This window comes from Amycolatopsis stemonae (genome assembly GCF_054781455.1).
Genome location: NZ_BAAGUJ010000001.1, coordinates 833,048 through 850,399, shown reverse-complemented (window position 1 = coordinate 850,399; position 17,352 = coordinate 833,048). Strand labels below are relative to the sequence as shown.

At 71.9% G+C, this 17,352-nt stretch carries 17 protein-coding genes; 11 read left to right on the top strand and 6 right to left on the bottom strand.

The genetic code is table 11. The features are described 5' to 3' along the window. Nucleotides 1-70 precede the first annotated feature (70 nt). Nucleotides 71-2,236: a glycoside hydrolase family 15 protein gene (locus tag ACYVLJ_RS04225; protein ID WP_460437804.1), complete on the top strand. Its 2,166-nt coding sequence runs from the start codon at nucleotides 71-73 to the stop codon at nucleotides 2,234-2,236. 42 nt (nucleotides 2,237-2,278) lie between these two features. Here ACYVLJ_RS04225 and ACYVLJ_RS04220 read toward each other — a convergent pair whose 3' ends face one another. After that, nucleotides 2,279-2,857 carry a peptide deformylase gene (locus ACYVLJ_RS04220; protein ID WP_451968973.1) on the bottom strand — a complete coding sequence of 193 codons (579 nt, stop codon included), beginning with the start codon at nucleotides 2,855-2,857 and terminating at the stop codon, nucleotides 2,279-2,281. A 155-nt stretch (nucleotides 2,858-3,012) separates the two neighbouring features. Here ACYVLJ_RS04220 and ACYVLJ_RS04215 point away from each other — a divergent pair, with 155 nt between their 5' ends. After that, nucleotides 3,013-3,321 carry a DUF3263 domain-containing protein gene (locus ACYVLJ_RS04215; protein WP_451968972.1) on the top strand — a complete coding sequence of 103 codons (309 nt, stop codon included), beginning with the start codon at nucleotides 3,013-3,015 and terminating at the stop codon, nucleotides 3,319-3,321. Further along, on the top strand, nucleotides 3,318-3,947 hold the full coding sequence (locus tag ACYVLJ_RS04210) for a LytR C-terminal domain-containing protein (protein ID WP_460437803.1): 630 nt from the start codon (nucleotides 3,318-3,320) through the stop codon (nucleotides 3,945-3,947). The genes ACYVLJ_RS04215 and ACYVLJ_RS04210 overlap by 4 nt, the downstream gene beginning before the upstream one ends. Before the next feature lie 4 nt (nucleotides 3,948-3,951). Here the strand turns inward: ACYVLJ_RS04210 and ACYVLJ_RS04205 are convergent, their stop codons facing one another. The 3 genes from ACYVLJ_RS04205 to ACYVLJ_RS04195 all read right to left on the bottom strand — a co-directional run bounded on the left by ACYVLJ_RS04205 (nucleotide 3,952) and on the right by ACYVLJ_RS04195 (nucleotide 8,276). Then, nucleotides 3,952-6,222: an AAA family ATPase gene (locus ACYVLJ_RS04205; RefSeq protein WP_460437802.1), complete on the bottom strand. Its 2,271-nt coding sequence runs from the start codon at nucleotides 6,220-6,222 to the stop codon at nucleotides 3,952-3,954. Between the two features lie 370 nt (nucleotides 6,223-6,592). Next, nucleotides 6,593-7,546 (bottom strand): CDP-diacylglycerol--serine O-phosphatidyltransferase, encoded by a 954-nt coding sequence (pssA, locus tag ACYVLJ_RS04200; RefSeq protein ID WP_451968968.1) that lies wholly within the window; start codon nucleotides 7,544-7,546, stop codon nucleotides 6,593-6,595. Nucleotides 7,547-7,550: 4 nt separating this feature from the next. After that, the gene (locus ACYVLJ_RS04195; protein WP_460437801.1) at nucleotides 7,551-8,276 is read right to left on the bottom strand and encodes a phosphatidylserine decarboxylase; all 726 of its coding nucleotides are present in this window, start codon (nucleotides 8,274-8,276) and stop codon (nucleotides 7,551-7,553) included. 259 nt (nucleotides 8,277-8,535) lie between these two features. Here ACYVLJ_RS04195 and ACYVLJ_RS04190 point away from each other — a divergent pair, with 259 nt between their 5' ends. Further along, nucleotides 8,536-8,766, top strand: a complete 231-nt coding sequence (locus ACYVLJ_RS04190) for a hypothetical protein (RefSeq protein WP_451968965.1) — start codon at nucleotides 8,536-8,538, stop codon at nucleotides 8,764-8,766. A gap of 21 nt (nucleotides 8,767-8,787) precedes the next feature. Here the strand turns inward: ACYVLJ_RS04190 and ACYVLJ_RS04185 are convergent, their stop codons facing one another. Then, nucleotides 8,788-9,072 (bottom strand): GlsB/YeaQ/YmgE family stress response membrane protein, encoded by a 285-nt coding sequence (locus ACYVLJ_RS04185; protein ID WP_451968964.1) that lies wholly within the window; start codon nucleotides 9,070-9,072, stop codon nucleotides 8,788-8,790. A gap of 73 nt (nucleotides 9,073-9,145) precedes the next feature. Between ACYVLJ_RS04185 and ACYVLJ_RS04180 the strand changes: the two genes are divergently transcribed. After that, nucleotides 9,146-9,706 (top strand): ArsR/SmtB family transcription factor, encoded by a 561-nt coding sequence (locus tag ACYVLJ_RS04180; RefSeq protein WP_451968962.1) that lies wholly within the window; start codon nucleotides 9,146-9,148, stop codon nucleotides 9,704-9,706. Further along, entirely contained in the window at nucleotides 9,703-10,956 is a 1,254-nt protein-coding gene (locus ACYVLJ_RS04175) for an MFS transporter (protein WP_460437800.1), read from the top strand. Before ACYVLJ_RS04180 ends, ACYVLJ_RS04175 begins: the two co-directional genes overlap by 4 nt. On the opposite strand, the gene moeA is transcribed toward ACYVLJ_RS04175, so the two are convergent. Beyond that, nucleotides 10,910-12,103, bottom strand: a complete 1,194-nt coding sequence (gene moeA, locus ACYVLJ_RS04170) for a molybdopterin molybdotransferase MoeA (RefSeq protein ID WP_460437799.1) — start codon at nucleotides 12,101-12,103, stop codon at nucleotides 10,910-10,912. The genes ACYVLJ_RS04175 and moeA overlap by 47 nt on opposite strands. A gap of 161 nt (nucleotides 12,104-12,264) precedes the next feature. On the opposite strand from moeA, the gene ACYVLJ_RS04165 reads away from it, so the two are divergent. The 5 genes from ACYVLJ_RS04165 (at nucleotide 12,265) to groL (ending at nucleotide 17,288) form a co-directional block, all read left to right on the top strand. Continuing rightward, a complete protein-coding gene (locus ACYVLJ_RS04165; RefSeq protein ID WP_451968958.1) occupies nucleotides 12,265-12,945 on the top strand; it encodes a TIGR00266 family protein in 681 nt (226 codons plus the stop codon). A 2-nt stretch (nucleotides 12,946-12,947) separates the two neighbouring features. Next, on the top strand, nucleotides 12,948-13,568 hold the full coding sequence (locus ACYVLJ_RS04160; protein ID WP_460437798.1) for an AIM24 family protein: 621 nt from the start codon (nucleotides 12,948-12,950) through the stop codon (nucleotides 13,566-13,568). A 112-nt stretch (nucleotides 13,569-13,680) separates the two neighbouring features. Next, nucleotides 13,681-13,887: a cold-shock protein gene (locus ACYVLJ_RS04155; RefSeq protein ID WP_329054617.1), complete on the top strand. Its 207-nt coding sequence runs from the start codon at nucleotides 13,681-13,683 to the stop codon at nucleotides 13,885-13,887. Nucleotides 13,888-13,953: 66 nt separating this feature from the next. Then, nucleotides 13,954-15,435: a serine/threonine-protein kinase gene (locus ACYVLJ_RS04150; protein ID WP_460437797.1), complete on the top strand. Its 1,482-nt coding sequence runs from the start codon at nucleotides 13,954-13,956 to the stop codon at nucleotides 15,433-15,435. Between the two features lie 224 nt (nucleotides 15,436-15,659). Further along, nucleotides 15,660-17,288 carry a chaperonin GroEL gene (gene groL / locus ACYVLJ_RS04145; protein ID WP_003085442.1) on the top strand — a complete coding sequence of 543 codons (1,629 nt, stop codon included), beginning with the start codon at nucleotides 15,660-15,662 and terminating at the stop codon, nucleotides 17,286-17,288. Nucleotides 17,289-17,352 lie beyond the last annotated feature (64 nt).

Below are 17,352 nucleotides of genomic sequence, written 5' to 3'. Positions count from 1 at the left end.
GTGAAGATTCGGCGGCAGACTCCCAAAGCGCTTCTGTAACGGTGCAGAAGCGATCTTCTGTGGGGTTGATATGCGAAAACTCATGTTCGGCGCCCTCGCCGGGCTGCTGGTCACCGGACTGATCCCGGCGACCGCGGCGGCCCAGGGTGAGGCTCCCGGCGCTCCCGGAGCCCATCCGAGCTGGCTGCCCGCGAACAAGACCGGCTTCGGCACGGCTCACGACCGCTCGAGCAACGTCTGGTTCACGCTGCAGGGCGGCCAGATGTCCGAGGTGTACTACCCGGACCTGTCGACGCCGAGCGTCCGGTCGGCGAACTTCGTCGTCACGGACGGCCGCAGCTTCGCCGTCGCCGACTACACCGCCAAGTCCCAGCAGGTCCGGCGCACCGACGCCGACAGCCTGACCTACGAGCAGACCAGCACCGACGACCAGCACCGCTGGCGCCTCACCAAGACCTACGTCACCGACCCGGCCGCCACGACCGTGCTGGTCGACGTCGACTTCCAGTCGCTCACCGGGCGGCCCTACCAGCTCTACGCGGTCGCCGACCCGGACCTCACCAACGACGGCTCCGACGACTCGGCCGCGCGCCAGGGCGACGCCGTCACCGCGCAGGACGCGACGAACGCCGCCGCGCTGACCGCGAAGCCCGCTTTCACGAAGACGAGCGTCGGCTACGCGGGCGTGTCCGACGGGAACACACAGCTCACGAAGACCTTCAAGCTCGCGCAGTACGACACCGCCGCCAAGGGCAACGTCGTGCTGACCGGGCAGACGACCGCCGACGGCGTCCGGAACCGGCACGTCACGCTCGCGCTCGGCATGGGCGCGAAGGCCGCCGACGCGGTGAAGAGCGCGCAGGCGTCGCAGCGACGCGGGGTCCGCGACATCACCCGCGCGTACGACCGCGGCTGGGAGCAGTACCTGCGCGGGGTGAGCAAGCCACCGTCGTCGCTGAAGACCGACGCCGAGCGCGACCTGTACAAGGCGTCGATGCTGACCCTCGCCGCCAGCGAGGACAAGCACCACCCGGGCGCCTTCATCGCGTCGCCGAGCATGCCGTGGCGGTTCGGGAACAACGACCCGGAGTGGTCGCCGTCCGGCACCTACCACCTGGTCTGGCCGCGTGACCTCTACCAGATCGCGACCGGCCTGGCCGCCGGCGGCGACCGGGCCGCGGCGAACCGCGCGGTGTCGTACATGTTCGGCACGCAGCAGCAGGCCGACGGGCACCTGCCGCAGAACAGCCGCGTCGACGGCGTCCCGTACTGGACGTCGGTCCAGCTCGACGAGACCGCGTTCCCGATCGTGCTGGCCCAGCAGCTCGGCCGGACCGATCTGTGGCCCGGCGTGCGCAAGGCCGCCGACTTCATCATCGGGTACCGGGGTCCGAACGGGCAGGCGTCGCCGTACACCCAGCAGGAGCGCTGGGAGGAGCAGGACGGCTGGTCCCCGTCGACCATCGCCTCGGTGATCGCCGGGCTCGTCTGCGCCGCGGACATCGCTTCGCACAACGGCGCGTCCGCCGACGCCGCCCGGTACCTGGCCGCGGCCGACAAGATGAAGGCCGACCTGCCGAAGCAGACGATCACCACGAACGGGCCGCTGTCGAAGGACCCGTACTTCGTCCGCCTCACCAAGGACGCGAACGCCAACGCCGGGACGACGTACAACCTCGGCAACTCGAGCGTCACGATGGACCAGCGCGCGGTCACCGACGCGGGCTTCCTCGACCTGGTCCGGCTCGGCGTCTACCGCGCCGACGACCCGGTGATCAGGAACAGCGTCCGCGTCACGGACAAGGACATCGCGTTCACGACACCGACCGGGCAGTTCTGGCACCGGTACACGAAGGACGGCTACGGCGAGCAGGCCGACGGTTCGCCGTGGGACTACACGTTCCCGGCCGGGAGCCGCACGACGTTCGGCCGGCTGTGGCCGCTGCTCGCCGGCGAGCGCGGCGAGTACGAACTGACGCTCGGCGACCCGGCGTCGGCCGCGCGGCGGCTGCGTGACCTCGGCCGGGTGAGCAGCTCGGCGGAGACCATGCCCGAGCAGGTGTGGGACGAGAATCCGCCGTCCGGCCAGACCGGCTTCCCGGCCGGCACGCCGACCACGTCGGCGACCCCGCTGGCCTGGACGCACGCGCAGTACGTCCGGCTGGCCTGGGACGTCAAGGCGGGCTCGACCCTGGAGACGCCGCAGGTGGTCCGCTGCCACTTCCTCGGCTGCTGAACGCCGAAGGGCCCCTCGATCGCGAGGGGCCCTTCGGAGCGGTCAGATGACGGCGCCGTCGTCCTCGGGGGTCTTCGGCGGCAGCCAGGAGTTGCCCGGGACGCCCCACTTGTTCGACTTCAGCATCTTCTTCGCCGCGCGCGCGTGGCGGCCGACCAGGCGGTCGAGGTAGAGGTACCCGTCCAGGTGGTCGGTCTCGTGCTGCAGGCAGCGCGCGAAGTAGCCGGTGCCCTCGACCTCGATCGGATTCCCCTCGACGTCCGAGCCGGTCACCTTCGCCCACTTCGCGCGGCCCGTCGGGTACGACTCGCCGGGCGCCGACAGGCAGCCCTCCCAGTCGTCGTCCGGGTCCGGCATCGTCTCCGGGATCTCCGAGGTCTCGAGCTTCGGGTTGACCACGACGCCCTTGTGCCGCACGCCCTCGTCGTCCGGGCAGTCGTAGACGAACACCCGCAGGCCGAGCCCGATCTGGTTCGCCGCGAGGCCGACGCCCTCGGCGGCGTACATCGTCTCGAACATGTCGTCGACGAGCGTGCGCAGCTTCTCGTCGAACTCGGTGATCTCCCGGGTCGGCTGGTGCAGCACGGGTTCGCCGGCGATAACGATGGGGTGGATGGTCACGACCACGCAGTTTAGTCGGACCCCTCTGGTAGACCTGCATCAGACCGTGACGCGCCGACGCGGATGCCCACGTCGGCGTGCGCTTCCGTGGTTGAATGGCGCCCGCGGAAGAGCTAGGTCTGATTCGCCATGACGCCCGATTGAGAGGGACTCGGATGGACGCCGCGGAGTCGATGGCTGAGCCGCAGCCGTCGCCGCCGAAGCCCGTGCCCGGCCTGACCGAACGCGAGGTCGAGATCCTCGCCTTCGAGCGCCAGTGGTGGCGGCACGCCGGGGCGAAGGAGAACGCCATCCGCGAACGCTTCGACTTGTCCGCCACGCGCTATTACCAGCTGCTCAACAAGCTGCTGGAGAAGCCGGAGGCGAGCGAAGCCGACCCGATGCTGGTGAAGCGGCTGCGCAAGACCCGCGCCGCCCGCCAGCGCAAGCGAGGCGCCCGGCGACTGGGGATCGAGCTGAAATGAGCGTGTTTTCGGGAATGTCCCGGCCGATGAAGGCCGCGGGCGTCGCCCTGGTCGGCGTCGCCGTCATCGCGGCGGTGATCGGCGGGATCTCCGCGCTGAGCGGGGGCAACGGGTCCAACGAGGCCGGGCCGAGCGGCACGTCGACGCAGCCGGGCACCACCAGCGGGTCGCAGCCGCCTTCGGGCACGTCTTCGACGCCTCCGCCGTCGACCTCGACGAACCCGACTTCGCCGACACCGCCGTCGCCGACGCCCGGGCAGCCGACCTCGGGCCAGCCGGGGCAGCCCGGCCAGCCGGGCCAGCCCGGTGACCAGCAGGCGTCCAACAAGTGGGTGACCGTCCGGGTCTTCAACAACTCGACGATCAAGGGCCTCGCGGCGCGCGCGAAGGACGACTTCGCCGGCGCGGGCTGGAACGTCACCGAGGTCAGCAACTACTCCCAGGGCATCATCCCGGCGACCACGGCGTACTTCCGCCCGGGCACCGACGAGGAAGCCGCGGCCAAGCAGCTCGCGCAGGAGTTCGGCTTCAAGGCCGAACCCCGCTTCGAGGGCATCCAGAGCGCGAGCCCGGGCGTGATCGTCATCGTGACCAACAACTACCAGTCCGGCCACAAGGGCAGCTGACGGTTCAGTCCCCGGCCTGGGTCTTCGCGTAGGACTCCAGCGCCGCGAGCTGCACCGGGTCGAGGCTGGGGCGGACCGTCTTGCGCGCCGTCTCCAGGTGCGCTGCCGTGACTTCGCGGGCCTCCAGGGACTCGCGCATCGCCGTCAGCGCCGCCTCGCGGATCAGCGCCGCGCAGTCGGCCGCCGAGTAGCCGTCCAGAGTGGACGCCACCCCGGCGAGGTCCACATCGGACGCCAGCGGCGTGTTCTTCGAGGTGGCCGTCAGGATCGCGGCGCGGGCCTCGGCGTCCGGCGGCGGGACGTAGACGCGGCGCTCCAGCCGTCCGGGCCGCAGCAGGGCCGGGTCGACCAGCTCCGGCCGGTTCGTCGCGCCCAGCACGACGACCTCGCGCATCGGCTCGACGCCGTCGAGCTCGGTCAGCAGCGCCGCGACCACGCGGTCGGCGACACCGGAGTCGGACGACTGGCCGCGGCGCGGGGCCAGCGCGTCGATCTCGTCGAGGAAGATCAGCGACGGCGCGGCCTCCGCGGCCCGGCGGAACAGCTCCCGCACGGCGCGTTCGGACTCGCCGACCCACTTGTCCATCAGCTCGGCGCCCTTGACCGCGAAGACGTTCAGGGCGCCGGTGCCGGCCAGCGCCCGCACCAGGAACGTCTTGCCGCCGCCGGGCGGCCCGTAGAGCAGCACGCCGCGCGGCGGTTCGACGCCGAGCCGCGCGAACGAGTCCGGGTACCGCAGCGGCCACAGCACGGCTTCGGTGAGGGACTGCTTGACGTCGACCATGTTCCCGACGTCGTCGAGGGTCAGGCCGCCGGTGGCCAGGTTGTCCGATGTGGACATCGACACCGGCCGGACGGTCGCGAGCGCGTCCAGCAGGTCCTGCTGCGAGATGCGCGGCTCGTCGGCCTCCCGCTGGCGCAGGGCCGCCCGCAGCGCCGCGTCCCGGCGCAGGGCGATCAGGTCCGCCGCGACGAACCCCGGTGTCTTCTCGGCGAGGACGCCGCAGTCGATGCCCGTGTCGAGCGGGACGTCGCGGAGCAGGACGTTCAGCAGCTCGCGGCGCGTCTTCGCGTCCGGGAGGGCGAGGCTGAGCTCGCGGTCGAGCAGGTCGGCGGCGCGCAGCCGCGGGTCGGCCGACTCCGCACGGGCCGTCGTCGCGACGACGGCGAAGCGCTCCCGCCGCAGGGCCGTCCGCAGCTCCTCCAGCACGACGGTCGCGACCGGCGGCGGCGTGGCCGCGGGCAGCAGCGCGTCGACGTCGGTCACCAGCAGCACAGTGGGGCCCTCGCCGCCGCGGACGGCTTCGCGCAGGCGCGCGACCGCGACGTTCGGGTCGAGCACCGCGAGGTTCGGCGCGGCCACCGGCACCACGCGGATGTCCGCTTCCTTCGCCACCGACCGCACGAGCGTCGCCTTGCCGACGCCTTCGGGGCCGGACAGCAGGACGCCCAGGTGCGCGGGCGCGCCGAGGCGGGCCAGCAGTTCGGGGCGGTGGAACGCCAGGTCGAACCACTCGGCGAGCTTGCGCGCGGTCGCCTCGGCGCCGATCAGGTCGGCCAGCGGGACCGCGGGCTCGGCGGTCTCCTCGACCACGGCGACTTCGTCCTCGACGATCTCGGCGTCGATCCACTCCTCGGCCGCGGTGACCGCCGAGGTGCGCACCAGCGCGGTCGCCGTCCGGGGCTGCGCGGGCTCGGGCGCCGGCCGGGCGCCGTCGCGCCAGACGACCACTGTGGACGGTCCGACCGCCACCGTGCCGGCCGGCTCGGTCGCGGTGACGGTGAGCAGCTCGTTCGTCCAGGTCGCGCCGATCGCGCGGGACAGCTGGCCGCGCAGGCCGGCCGGGTCGGACCCCGGCGTCGGCGCGAGGTCCTGCGGCAGCAGCGAAACGGCGTCACCGACGGTGAGGACCTTGCCGATCAGGGCGAGCCGCAGCATGTGCGGGCTGACCGAGACACTGGCCAGCCGCGACCCGGCGACGGTGACCGTCTTCGCCGCGGCGACGTCCGCGGGCGCGACGACGACCTCGGAGCCCTCGGAGACGCCGAGGTTCGACATGGTGACGTCGTCGGTGAGCAGGATCCCGGGCACGTCGGCCTCATCGGTGGGCGCCGCGAGCGCGGCGCTGACCCGGGCACCGGTGAGGTGCACGGCATCCCAGGCCCGCAGGCCGAGCGCGTCGAGGACTTCGGGGTGCAGCCGGACGACGCCGCGGCGGGTGTCCAGCGCCGACGGCGTGTGCCGGACGGTCAGCGTGATCTGCGGGTGGCTCACGCCGTTCACCCTAGCGATCCGACGGCCCGGCAGGAGCGGAAAGCCGTGTCGTCCCCCCAATCACACGTGATGCCCCTTCAATCACGCGTGATGCCTCCCGCATCACGCGTGATGCCCGCCGGATCACGGGTGATGCCGCCTGGATCACGGGTGATCGCCGGACCGAGACGGCGGACTCGCGTACCCGGCCGGGCGACTCGTGTGACCGGAGAGGCATCTCGTGTGATTGGAGAGGCATCTCGTGTGACTCGAAGGGCATCTCGTGTGATTGGAGAGGCATCTCATGTGACTCGAGGGGCATCTCGTGTGATTGGAGAGGCATCTCGCGTGATTGGAGGGGCATCACGTGTGATTGGAGGGTCGACACGGCTTACTTGCGGCGCAGGCCGATCTGGCGCCAGGAGCGGCGGCGGGGGCCTTGGCCGTTTTGGCTGCCGCGGGGGGTGCGGACCGTCTCGCCGTTGCGGGGGAGGCGGACGGCGCGCATCGCCGCGCCCGCGACCCGGCGGCGCAGCGGCGGCCGGAGGCCGAGACGGCGCTGGGAGCGGGCCCGGCGGATCGCGCGGCGCTCGCGCGGCGGGACCGTCCAGGCCTCGGGGTGCGCCGCCAGCCAGCGGTGCCGGTACACCGAGTACGGGATGTGCGCCAGGTACAGGAGCATCGCGATCACCAGCGCCACCAGCGGGAACTGGATGATCGCCGCGGCCAGCAGGGCCACCGCGATGAGCATCGGCGCGATCGCCTTCGCCGGCACCTTGACCGTCTTCAGCGACAGCGTCGGGATGCGGCTGATCAGCAGGGCCGCGATGGCGATCGTCCACGCCCACACGACGTACTGCGAAGACCACCAGCCCTCGCCCCACTGCAGCTCCGCGACCAGCGGCAGCATGCCGAGCAGGCCGCCCGCCGGCGCCGGGACGCCGACGAAGAACTCGCTCGCGTACGCCGGCTGCTCGGTGTCGTCGAGCAGCGTGTTGAACCGCGCCAGCCGCAGGATCATGCAGACGGCGAAGACCAGCGACGCCACCCAGCCGATCCGGTCGGCGCCGGTCTGCCACACGTAGATGACCAGGGCCGGGGCGACGCCGAACGAGATGCCGTCGGACAGCGAGTCCAGCTCGGCGCCCATCTTCGACGTCGCGTCGAGCAGGCGGGCGATCCGGCCGTCGAGGCTGTCGAGCACCGCCGCGATGCCGATCGCGGCGATGGCCATCGCGTAGTTCTTCGTCAGCGCGAACTGCACGGCCGACAGGCCCGAGCACAGCGCCAGCACCGTGATGGCGTTCGGCAGCAGCCGCACGCCGGGGGTGGTCACGCGGACCATCGAATCAGCCCTTCGCAGGCGAGGCGGGGAGTTCCGCGATCACGGTCTCGCCGCCGACCGTGCGCTGGCCCTTCGCGACCAGCACGCGCGAACCCGGCGGGAGGTAGAGGTCGACCCGGGAGCCGAAGCGGATGATGCCGTACGTCGCGCCGGCGCCGACCTTGTCGCCCTCGCGGATCTCGCAGAGGATGCGGCGCGCGACCAGCCCGGCGATCTGCACCACGACGAGCTCGTGGCCGTCTTCGGTGCGCATGAGCACGGAGTTGCGTTCGTTGTCTTCGCTGGCCTTGTCGAGGTCGGCGGAGAGGAACTTGCCCGGGCGGTAGGCGACGCGCTCGATCACGCCGGTCGCCGGAACGCGCTGGACGTGCACGTCGAACACCGAGAGGAACACCGAAACGCGCATCCGCGGCTCGGCGGGCAGGCCGAGCTCGGCCGGCGGGACGGCTTCCTCGATCAGCGACACGAGACCGTCGGCCGAGGCCAGCGCGACGTCGTCGCGCGGCGGCGCCACCCGCTTCGGCTCGCGGAAGAACGCGGCCACCGCCGCGGTCGCGAGGGCCCCGAAGACGCCCAGGCCCTTGGAGAACCGGCCGGCGAGCAGCGTCGCGGCCACTCCGCCCGCCACGAACGGACGGCCGGCCTTGTGCATCGGCGGCAGCGTCTCGCGGGCGAGCTGGACGGCGTGCGCGACTGGGTTGCCGGCGGGCTCCGGCCGGGTGCCGCTCATGGTCGGGTCCCCTGGTTTCGTGTCGGAAGGACGGGTCGGCGCCGGGTCCGGCGGCCGCGGATGGGCGTCACCACGCTACCGCTGCACCGGGCGGCGGTCTCCGTGCGCCCCTGGTCGGCTCCCTCGCGAGGGTGTCCCCGCTCCGGGTGGGAGCGGCCACATCCCGGTAACACAAGGTCGAATTCGACGACAACACTGAGTAGTTGATGCCGTTCGGGGCGCTGCCGAGAGCGCTCCCCACCCGACTGGGAGAAGGACGATGACCGACCACCGCGACCCCGCCGACGCTCGCCTCGACGAGCTCTTCGGCGCGTGGCGCGCGGAGATCGACGAAGTGCCGCTGCCTTCCCTCGTGGACCCGGCGCGCGCCGTCGATGTCGTCATCGAGGCGAAGAAGAGAGGCCGGGTGCATGCGCCCCCCGACGGCGCAGGCACCCGGCCACCGGGTAGTGCGCGTGAGGACACATTTTACCCGCCGGAGCGGTTCTGATCACGGCTTGTCCGGCAAACGTTACAAACGGTCACTCGGACGACGGCCGAGACCGCTGACGAGCCGCAGGATCGCCAGCAGCACGACGGCGCCGAGGACGGCCACGCCGAAGCTCGGGAAGTCGAAGTCGAACGTCTTCGCCTGCCCGGTGGCGAGCCGGTAGAGCAGCCCGCCCAGGGCCGCGCCGACCACGCCGACCAGCACGCTGACCAGGCAGCCTTGCCGGCGCCGGTCCCGGCCGCCGACGACCAGGTTCGCGGCCCAGCCGACGATCGCACCGAAGATCACCCATGCGACGAAACCCATGGCGCGAGCTTACGCGAGCAGGACGTACAAGAGTCATTGCACAAGAGTTGTTGTACAACTACTCTTGTGCGTCATGAGTGACGAGGTCCGGGACATCCGGGATTCGAAGGTGCTGGCGGCGGTGTCGCACCCGCTGCGGCGACGGCTGATGGAGCTGCTCCACCTGGACGGCCCGGCGACGGCGTCGATGCTGGCGGGCAAGACCGACCAGGCGGTCGGGAACATCAGCCACCACATGAAGGTGCTGGCCGCGGCCAAGCTGGTCGAGGAGGCCCCCGAGCTGGCCCGTGACCAGCGGGAACGCTGGTGGAAGCGCAGCGTGAAGACCCTGCGGTGGGCGTCCGCGGACTTCCCGGACGACCCGATCGCCGAGGCCGCCGAGGTGCTGACCCTCGACCACCAGACGGCGATCGCGCGCGAGTGGATCGCGACCCGCGAGACCTACCCGCCGCAGTGGCGCGGCGTCGCGTTCAGCACGGACACCTGGATGCGGCTGTCCGCCGCCGAGCTGGAAGAGCTGAACGAACGGGTCCTGCTCCTGCTGGCCGACTTCGAAAACCGCACCGAACCGGGTGACGGCGTCGAGCGGCACGCCGTCTTCTTCGCCGCGCGGGCTTCGCTGGGCAAGCCGTGAAGGGGCTCTGGGGGAACAGGGACTTCCGGCTGCTCTGGACCGGCGAGACCACGAGCATGCTCGGCAGCATGGTCGCCGGCACGGCGTTGCCGCTGGTCGCGGTGGTCACGCTGGGCGCGAGCACGTTCCAGGTCGCGCTGCTGACGGCGGTGGCCTGGGTGCCGTGGCTGGTGATCGGCCTGCCCGCCGGCGCCTGGGTCGACCGGCTCGCGAAGCGCCCGGTGATGCTGACCTGCAACGCGGTGTCGATGGCGGTGTTCGGCAGCGTGCCGCTCGCCGCCGCCTTCGGGGCGCTGACCATGCCGTACCTGATCGCCGCGGCCCTGCTCGGCGGCGTCGCCAAGGTCTTCTTCAGCCTCGCCTACCGCGCGTACCTCCCCGCGCTGGTCGGCGAGGGCGACCTCCTCGAAGCCAACGCCAAGCTGCAGGGCAGCGAGTCCGCGACGCAGGTCGGCGGGCCCGGCCTGGCCGGGTTGCTGGCGCAGGCGTTCGGCCCGGTCAGCGGAGTGCTGGCCGACGCGGTCAGCTTCGGCGTCTCGGTGTTGTGCGTGCGGGCGATCCGGGTCCGCGAAACCGTGGTCCCGGTGCCGCGCACGCCGTTGCGCAGCCAGATCGCCGAAGGCCTCCGGTTCGCCCTCGGCGACCGCTACCTGCGCACGCTCATGACGTTCGGCGCGGTCTCGAACCTCGCCCTGACCGGGTACCAGGCCATCCAGATCGTCTTCCTGTCCCGCACGCTCGGCGCCGCACCCGGCCTGGTCGGGCTGGTCCTGGCGCTGGCCGCGGCCGGCGGGGTGCTCGGCGCGGCGGTCGCGGGCCGGCTCGGCGCGCGCTTCGGCACCGCCCGCGCGTTCCTGCTGTGCGAGGTCTTCGCGGCGCCGATGCTGCTGCTCGGCCCGCTGAGCGGCCCGGGCTGGGGACTCGCGCTGTTCGTCGTCGCGGAGTTCGGCGTCTGCGCCGGCGTGGTCGCCTCGAACGTGCTGACCACGACGTTCCGGCAGCGCTACTGCCCGCCCGAGCTGTTCGGCCGGATCACCTCGAGCGCGTCGATCGTCAACTACGGCACGATCCCGCTGGCCGGGGTCCTCGGCGGCGTGCTGGGCGAGGCGATCGGCGTCCGCGAGACGCTCTGGGTGATGTCCGGTGTGCTGGTCCTCGCGCTCGGCATGCTCGTGCCGCTGGCGAAGGAGCGCGACTTCCCGCTCACAGCAGCAACACGTCCACCTCTTGCCCTTCCGCTGCCGAAGTGACGTCCTCCGGCAGCACGATCAGGCAGTTGGCCTGCGTGAACGCGGCGAGCAGGTGCGAGCCGGGCCCGCCGCGCGGCCCGACCACCCCGGTGACCTCCCCGTCGGACGGGGTGAACACGCCGCGGCGGTACTGGCGGCGCCCGGCCGGCGAGGGCATCGCCTCGAGCAGCCGGGCCCGCACCCGCCGCCGCGTGACGTCGGTGTGGCCCAGCGCGGTCAGCAGCGCCGGGCGCAGGAACGCCTCGAACGACACGAGCACGCTGACCGGGTTGCCGGGCAGCGCCACCACCGGCACGCCCTGCCAGCGGCCGCTGCCCTGCGGGCCGCCGGGCTGCATCGCGATCTTCGTGAATTCGACGCCCTGGCCGGTCAGGGCGTCCTTCACCACCTCGTACGCGCCCGCGCTGACGCCGCCGGAGGTGACCAGGAGGTCGGCGTCGGCCAGCTTCGGCTCGATGACCTTGCGGAACTCCTCGACGTCGTCGACGACGCTGCGGACCACCTCGACCTCGCAGCCGAGGCCGCGGATCGCCGCCGCGAGGGTGACGCTGTTGGACTCGTAGATCTGGCCGTGCCGCAGCGGGGCGGGCGCGTCGACCAGCTCGGTGCCGGTGGACGCGACCAGCACCCGCAGCGGCCGGTGGACCCGCACCTCGGCGAGCCCGACGGCGGCCGCCAGGCCGAGCTGCGACGGGCCGAGGACGGTCCCGGCGGGCAGCGCGACGGTGCCCTCGCGGACGTCCTCGCCCGAGCGCCGGATGTGCGCGTCTTCCGTGGCCGCGGCGGTGATCGTCACGGTCTCGGTGCCGCCGTCGGTGTCCTCGACCATGACGACCGCGTCCGCGCCGGGCGGCAGCGGCGCGCCGGTCATGATCCGCTGCGCGGTGCCCGGTTCGAGCGGCCGGACGTCGACGCGGCCCGCCGGGATGTCGTCGGCCACCGGCAGGGTCACCGGCACCGCGGCCACGTCGGCGGCGCGGACCGCGTAGCCGTCCATCGCCGAGTTGTCGAAGGGCGGGAGGGACACACCGGCCCGCACGTCCTCGGCCAGGACGAGGCCGGCCGCGGCGGCGAGGGGCAGGGCGGTGGCGGGGGAGGTGCCGAGGAGCGCGGCAACCCGGTCGCGGTAGTCGTCGACGGAGATCACCGGACCATCCTCCCCGTCTTCGGGGGGCGTGCAAGACCGAGGCTCATTCGGATCAGCCCGGCGCACTTCGCCGCGGGGACACGGCTACGGTTGCCTCGCGCCGGGCGACGTCCGAATGAGCCTCGCCCGGCCCGTCACGAGCACGCAAACGGGGAGTACGCATGCAGGTCCAGGTCCGTCAGCAGCCTTCGTTCGCCGTCGCGCGGCTCATGCTCGCGCCGGGCGAACCGTGCCAGGTCCAGTCCGGGGCGATGATGGCCACGAGCTACGGCGTGCAGGCCGAGGGCCGCTCGGAAGGCGGCATCCTCAAGAGCTTCGTCCGCTCGGCCGCGGGCGGCGAGTCGTGGTTCATCTCCACCTTCACCGCCCCGCAGAACGGCGGCTGGGTCGACGTCGCCGACAACCTGCCCGGTGACATCCAGATGGTCCAGCTCGACGGCCGCACCGGCTGGTGCATCACCCGCGGCAACTGGCTCGCCTCCTCGCACGGCGTGCAGACCGAGACGAAGTGGGGCGGCTTCAAGAACCTCTTCGGCGGCGAGGGCGGCTTCCTCACCCACGCCTCCGGGCAGGGCCAGGTCCTGGTCAGCTGCTACGGCGCGATCGAGACCATCACCCTGCAGCCGGGCGAGGTCGTCACCATCGACACCGGGCACGTCGTCGCGTTCGCCGACACCGTCCAGTACCAGACGCGCCGGGTCTCCGAGCGCCTCTTCCACACCATGAGCACCGGCGAGGGCCTGGTGTTCGACTTCGCCGGCCCCGGCCAGGTGATGACCCAGACGCGGAACCCGGCCGCGCTCATCTCGTGGATCCTGTCCCACGTGCCGAGCAACCGCTGACCATGCGCGTCCAGACCCGGCACACCCCCGGCTTCGGCGTCGCCCGCGTCCTGCTCGACCCGGGCGAGTCCGTGCAGGCCGCGCCCGAGACGCTGCTCGCCAGCCGGTTCGGCGTGACCGAGACGGCGGCGGGCCGCGGCGTCCGCGCGAGCAAGGCGTCGACGGCGGTGTACACCGCCCCGTCCGACGGCGGCTGGATCGACTTCGCGCCGCTGAGCCCCGGTGACGTCTACCCGCTCGAACTCGGCGGCGGCACGGGCTGGTCGGTGCACCGCGAAGCCGTGCTGGTGCGGCCGTCGTCGGCGCGGACCGACCCGGGCTGGGCGCCGCTGCAGCAGCTCTTCGGCGCCGACTCGGGGTTCCTCGAGCACTACAGCGGGACCGGGCCGCTCGTGCTGGCCGCGCCCGGCCCGGTGGACGCGTTCGAACTCGGCCAGGGCGAGCTGGTCACGGTCCGGCCGGACTACCTCCTGGCGTACCCGGACACGGTGCAGTGCCGGCTGCGGGCGCTCGACCCCGGCGGCCCGCAGTCGCTGCGCACCGGAGAAGGGCTCGCGGTCGACTTCGCGGGGCCCGGGACGGTGCTCGTGCAAGCGCGGAACAGACGCCTTTCTTCAGCGTGATCTTCAAACGAATTGCCCATTGCCGAGGGCGGTAATTCCGGTAGCGTGATTGGCACTTCCGCCGCTGGCATCCGCTCGGGCCAGCGGATCCTTTGTGCTGAGGGAGGGCGCCGTGGCTGTCGGCACCGTCAAATGGTTCAACTCGGAAAAGGGCTACGGGTTCATCGAATCCACCGACGGTCCGGACGTGTTCGTCCACTATTCGGCCATCCAGGCCGAAGGATTCCGCACTTTGGACGAAGGCGACCGCGTCGAGTTCGAAGTCCAGTCCGGGCGTGACGGGCGGAGTCAGGCGGCGGACGTCCGCAAGGTCTCCTGAGGACCTTCATCACCCGATTGGCGAACCCCCGGCAGCCTGCGAACCTGGGACGTTAGGCTGCCGGGCGTGACAGGCGATGTGTCGGGGGACCTCACCGGTCGCCGGCTGGGCAACTACCGCATCGACGGGGTGCTCGGCAAGGGCGGCATGAGCGTGACCTACAAGGCCACGGACGTGCGTCTCGGCCGCAAGGTGGCGCTGAAGGTCATCGGTGACCACCTCGGGGCCGACGCCGAGTTCCGCGAGCGGTTCGTCGACGAGGCGCGCAACACGTCCGCGATCGACCACGCCAACGTCGTCCCGCTGTACGACTTCGGCGAGCTCGACGGCATGCTCTACATCGCCATGCGCATGGTCGACGGCGGCGATCTCGCCGGCCTGATCGCGAGCGGCCCGATCGCGCCCGCGCGCACCCTGACCATGCTCGACCAGGTCGCGGACGCCCTCGACACCCTGCACAACCGTGGTCTGGTCCACCTCGACGTCAAGCCGGCCAACGTGCTCGTGACGAAGAAGGAGACGTCGCGCGAGCACGTCTACGTCGCCGACTTCGGGCTGACCCGCCGCGGCGCGACGGGCCACCGGACGCGCGGCGGTGACTTCCTCGGCTCGCCGACGTACGCGGCGCCCGAGCACCTGCGCGGCGAGCCGCTGGACGGGCGGACCGACCAGTACGCGCTGACGTGCGTCCTCTACGCCTGCCTCACCGGCAGCCCGCCGTTCAAGGGCGACGTGCCGACGGTGATCAAGGGCCACCTCAACGGCGACCCGCCGGCGATCTCCCGCGCCGTCGCGCTGCCGCCGGCGATCGACGAGGTCATCCGGAAGGGGATGGCGAAGAACCCCGCGGACCGCTACCCCAGTTGCGTCGAGATGATCGCGGCCGCCCGCCGCGCGCTCGGCCCCCTCGCGGTGTCGGACACCCCACCGGGTCCGCCGGGGTCCAATTCGGGTGGAATCCCCGCGCCGCAGCGCTCCGGTCAGGTACAACAGGGGCCGCACCAGAACAGCGCACCGCAGGGAGAGGGGGCCCCCGTGCATCCGTACGGAGGACAGCAGCAGCCCGGCTACGGCCCGGGCCCGCAAGGTCCCGGCGGTCCGCAGGGGCCGCCGCCGGGGATGCCCCCGCAGGGTCCGCCGCCGGGGTACGGCTACCCGCAGCAGCAGCCGGGGATGCCGCCGCAGGGCATGCCCCCGCAGGGCTACGGCTACCCGCAGCAGCCGGGCATGCCGCCGCAGGGCCCGCCGCCCGGCTACGGCCAGGACCCGATGCGGCTGCGCCCGCCGATGCCCGCCGGTGGCGCGGGCGCGTTCCACCAGCCGAAGAGCGGCGGCGGCAAGAAGTGGATCTTCCTCGTGCTCGGCCTCGTCGTGGTGGCCGGCCTGGTCGTGGGCGCGATCTTCCTGTTCGGCGGCGGCGACAGCGGCGGCGGTGGCGGCCAGACCACGGCCCCCAACATCCCGGTCGGCCCCGGTGACTCGCAGAGCAACCCGACGTCGTCGCTGAAGACGCCGCCGCCGTCGATCTCCATCAAGCCGAGCAGCTGAATCCGTGCGGCGCTGAGCAGGTCTTCTTGCACTCTCACCCGGAGAGTGCTAAACACGGTCTTGGCACTCGACGCCGTCGAGTGCCAAAGGTCGGGACGGTGAGGCTGACCCCCACCCGGGTCCAGTCGTCCGTCGCGGGCACCGAGCCTGGCCGAGGAAGAGTCCTGCCGCCGCCGCTGTAGACCACGTGGCGGTGGCGCCCAATACCGGAGGACCACACCGCAATGGCCAAACTGATCGCGTTCGACGAGGACGCCCGCCGCGGTCTTGAGCGCGGCTTGAACACCCTCGCCGAAGCCGTCAAGGTGACCCTCGGCCCGCGGGGCCGGAACGTCGTGCTCGAGAAGAAGTGGGGCGCGCCGACCATCACCAACGACGGTGTCTCCATCGCCAAGGAGATCGAGCTCGAGGACCCGTGGGAGAAGATCGGGGCCGAGCTCGTCAAGGAGGTCGCCAAGAAGACCGACGACGTCGCGGGTGACGGCACCACCACCGCCACCGTGCTCGCCCAGGCCCTCGTCCGCGAGGGGCTGCGCAACGTCGCCGCCGGCGCCGACCCCATCTCCCTCAAGCGTGGCATCGAGGCGGCCGTCGAGGCCGTCACCGAGCAGCTGCACAAGGCCGCCGTCCAGATCGAGACCAAGGAGCAGATCGCTGCTACCGCCTCGATCTCGGCCGCTGACCGCACCATCGGCGAGCTGATCGCCGAGGCGCTGGACAAGGTCGGCAAGGAAGGCGTCGTCACCGTCGAGGAGAGCAACACCTTCGGCCTCGAGCTCGAGCTCACCGAGGGCATGCGCTTCGACAAGGGCTACATCTCCGGTTACTTCGTGACCGACCCGGAGCGTCAGGAAGCCGAGCTGGAGGACCCGTACATCCTCCTCTTCGGTTCCAAGATCTCCACCGTCAAGGACGTGCTGCCGCTGCTGGAGAAGGTCATCCAGTCCGGCAAGCCGCTGCTGATCATCGCCGAGGACGTCGAGGGCGAGGCCCTGGCCACCCTCATCGTCAACAAGATGCGCGGCACCTTCAAGTCCGTCGCCGTCAAGGCCCCGGGCTTCGGTGACCGCCGCAAGGCGATCCTGCAGGACATCGCGATCCTGACCGGTGGCCAGGTCATCTCCGAGGACGTCGGCCTCAAGCTGGAGAACGCGGACCTGTCCCTGCTGGGCAAGGCCCGCAAGGCCGTCATCACCAAGGACGAGACGACCATCGTCGAGGGTGCGGGCGACGCCGACCAGATCCAGGGTCGCGTCAACCAGATCCGCGCCGAGATCGACAACTCGGACTCGGACTACGACCGCGAGAAGCTGCAGGAGCGGCTCGCGAAGCTGGCCGGCGGCGTGGCCGTCATCAAGGCCGGCGCCGCGACCGAGGTCGAGCTCAAGGAGCGCAAGCACCGCATCGAGGACGCGGTGCGCAACGCGAAGGCCGCCGTGGAAGAGGGCATCGTCGCCGGTGGTGGCGTGGCCCTGATCCAGGCCGCCGAAGCCGCGTTCGCGGGCCTGAAGCTCGAGGGCGACGAGGCCACTGGCGCCAACATCGTCAAGGTGGCCGTCGAGGCCCCGCTCAAGCAGATCGCGATCAACGCCGGCCTCGAGGGCGGCGTCGTGGTGGAGAAGGTCAAGGGCCTGCCGCAGGGTCACGGCCTCAACGCCGCCACGGGTGTCTACGAGGACCTGCTCGCCGCCGGCGTGCCGGACCCGACGAAGGTCACCCGGTCCGCGCTGCAGAACGCCGCGTCCATCGCGGCGCTGTTCCTGACCACCGAGGCCGTCGTGGCGGACAAGCCGGAGAAGGCTTCGGCCGCTCCCGCCGACCCGTCCGGTGGCATGGGTGGCATGGACTTCTGAGTCCGGTCGCTTTCCCGGAAAGCCCGGTCCGCTTCGGCGGGCCGGGCTTTCTCCTTGTGCACAC